Origin of the sequence: Anaerofilum hominis (assembly GCF_014287275.1) — a bacterium.
GTDB classification, from domain to species: domain Bacteria; phylum Bacillota; class Clostridia; order Oscillospirales; family Ruminococcaceae; genus Pygmaiobacter; species Pygmaiobacter hominis.
This window is the reverse complement of sequence record NZ_JACONZ010000012.1, coordinates 1-1,618: the sequence shown is the minus strand read 5'-3', so window position 1 is coordinate 1,618 and position 1,618 is coordinate 1. Positions and strand designations below refer to the sequence as shown.

The 1,618-nt window shown below is 66.4% G+C and carries 3 protein-coding genes; all 3 read left to right on the top strand.

Annotation, left to right across the window (positions count from 1 at the left end; genetic code table 11):
- On the top strand, positions 1-212 hold a 212-nt coding region (locus H8S23_RS13800), incomplete at its 5' end, for a hypothetical protein (protein WP_186888935.1).
- 111 nt (positions 213-323) lie between these two features.
- Positions 324-563, top strand: coding sequence for a hypothetical protein (locus H8S23_RS13795; RefSeq protein ID WP_186888934.1), 240 nt, complete (start codon positions 324-326; stop codon positions 561-563).
- A gap of 159 nt (positions 564-722) precedes the next feature.
- Positions 723-1,618: hypothetical protein (locus tag H8S23_RS13790; protein WP_186888933.1), on the top strand; the 896-nt coding region annotated here is incomplete at its 3' end.

Genomic DNA, 1,618 nt, shown 5'->3' with positions numbered 1-1,618 from the left:
AGCACGACCCGCTGAAGCCGGAGGACGCGGCGGGCGAACCGCATGAGCTGACCCATGCGCCGGACGCGCTGCGGGGCTTTTGCGCCTACTGGGTGGACGCGGCCAGGGAGCCGCAGCGGCGGCGGCACGATATTTTGAGGGACGATTTCAAGATCGCGGCGGCGGAGGCCGGGAACGCACTGGGAGACGGCGGGACATATGAGGTGATCTGACGGACCGGGGCAGAGAACAGTTTTCTGGCAGCCTGCAGCCGGGGAGCGGCTGTGGGATGCCGGGAGCAGGGGCTGCCAATGCCGGGCCGCGGCAAAAAAGGGGGAGAATTTATGACACTGTTTGAGATGGCGCTGCTGGGGCTGGCAACGGCGTGGGGCGCGGGCTTGGCGCTTTGTTACAGGCTGGGGCTGCGGGACGGGCTGCGTGCCGCGCGGGGCGAGGCGCCCCGGCTGACGCCGGGGGGAGCGGCCGAGGCGGGGCCGACGCCGCCGGAGCAGCAGAGATACGACGCGATCCTGGCGAATATTGACGCCTATGACGGCACAGCGGAGGGACAGAGAGATGTTTAAAAACGAAAAAGCGCGCGGCAGGCAGGAGCAACGAGAGCATGTCTGTGTGCGCGGCGAGGGATGGCGGAGCGGCGCAAAGGCGGCGGGGAGGCGGACAGCGGGCGCAGGGACAGCCCGCGGCGGCCCCGAGACACAGCGGGCGAAAGGGAGGATGGGCAGATGAGCGGACAGCGGACAGGCGAGGACGGCGCGACCGATATCTGGCGCAAGTACGAGGCGGGACGCGATCATCACAACGGCGAGGGCATGTACCGCCGTGTGGAGCGCTGTCACCGCTTCTACCAGGGAGATCAGTGGCATGGGATCAAGTCGGGCGGCGAGGAACTGCCGGTGCTGAATTTCATCCGGCCGATCTGCACTTACAAGGTCGCCACCGTGGCGATGAACGATACGGCGGTGATCTACTCCGCCATGGACGGGGATGCACAGGCGGCCGCGGTCTGTGAACTGCTGACCCGGTTTGCGGCCGTGCAGTGGGAAAAGGGAAAGATGGACTCCAAAAAATGGGCGGTCATCAAAAACGCCTGCATTGCCGGAGACCACTATCTGTACTGCTATGACGCGCGCGAGCCGTCCGAGAGCGTGGCCCACGACCGCACGCCGCGGCTGCGGATGAGGCTGGTGGGCAAGACCAGCCTTTACCTGGCAGATGAGCAGGAGCCGGACATCAACAGCCAGGAGTGGATCATCATTGCCGAGCGGCGGCCGGTGGCCCAGGTGCGGGAGGAGGCGCGCAGAAACGGCGTGGCGGAGACGGAGATCGCCCGCATCGCCGCGGACGAAGTGGACGAGACCGGGGTCGGGTACACCGGCGCGCAGGAGGTGAAAACAGACCTTGGCAAGTGCACCAGCCTGCTGTATATGGAAAAGACGCCCGAGGGGATGAAATTCTGCCGCTCTGCCCAGACGGTGATCTACCAGCCCGAGCAGATGGTGCCGGGGCTGGACGTTTACCCGGTGTGCGGGATGCGATGGAGCGAGAAGATGGGCAGCGCCCGGGGCGTGGGCGTGGTGGAGGGGCTGATCCCCAACCAGATCGAGGTGAACCGGACCCT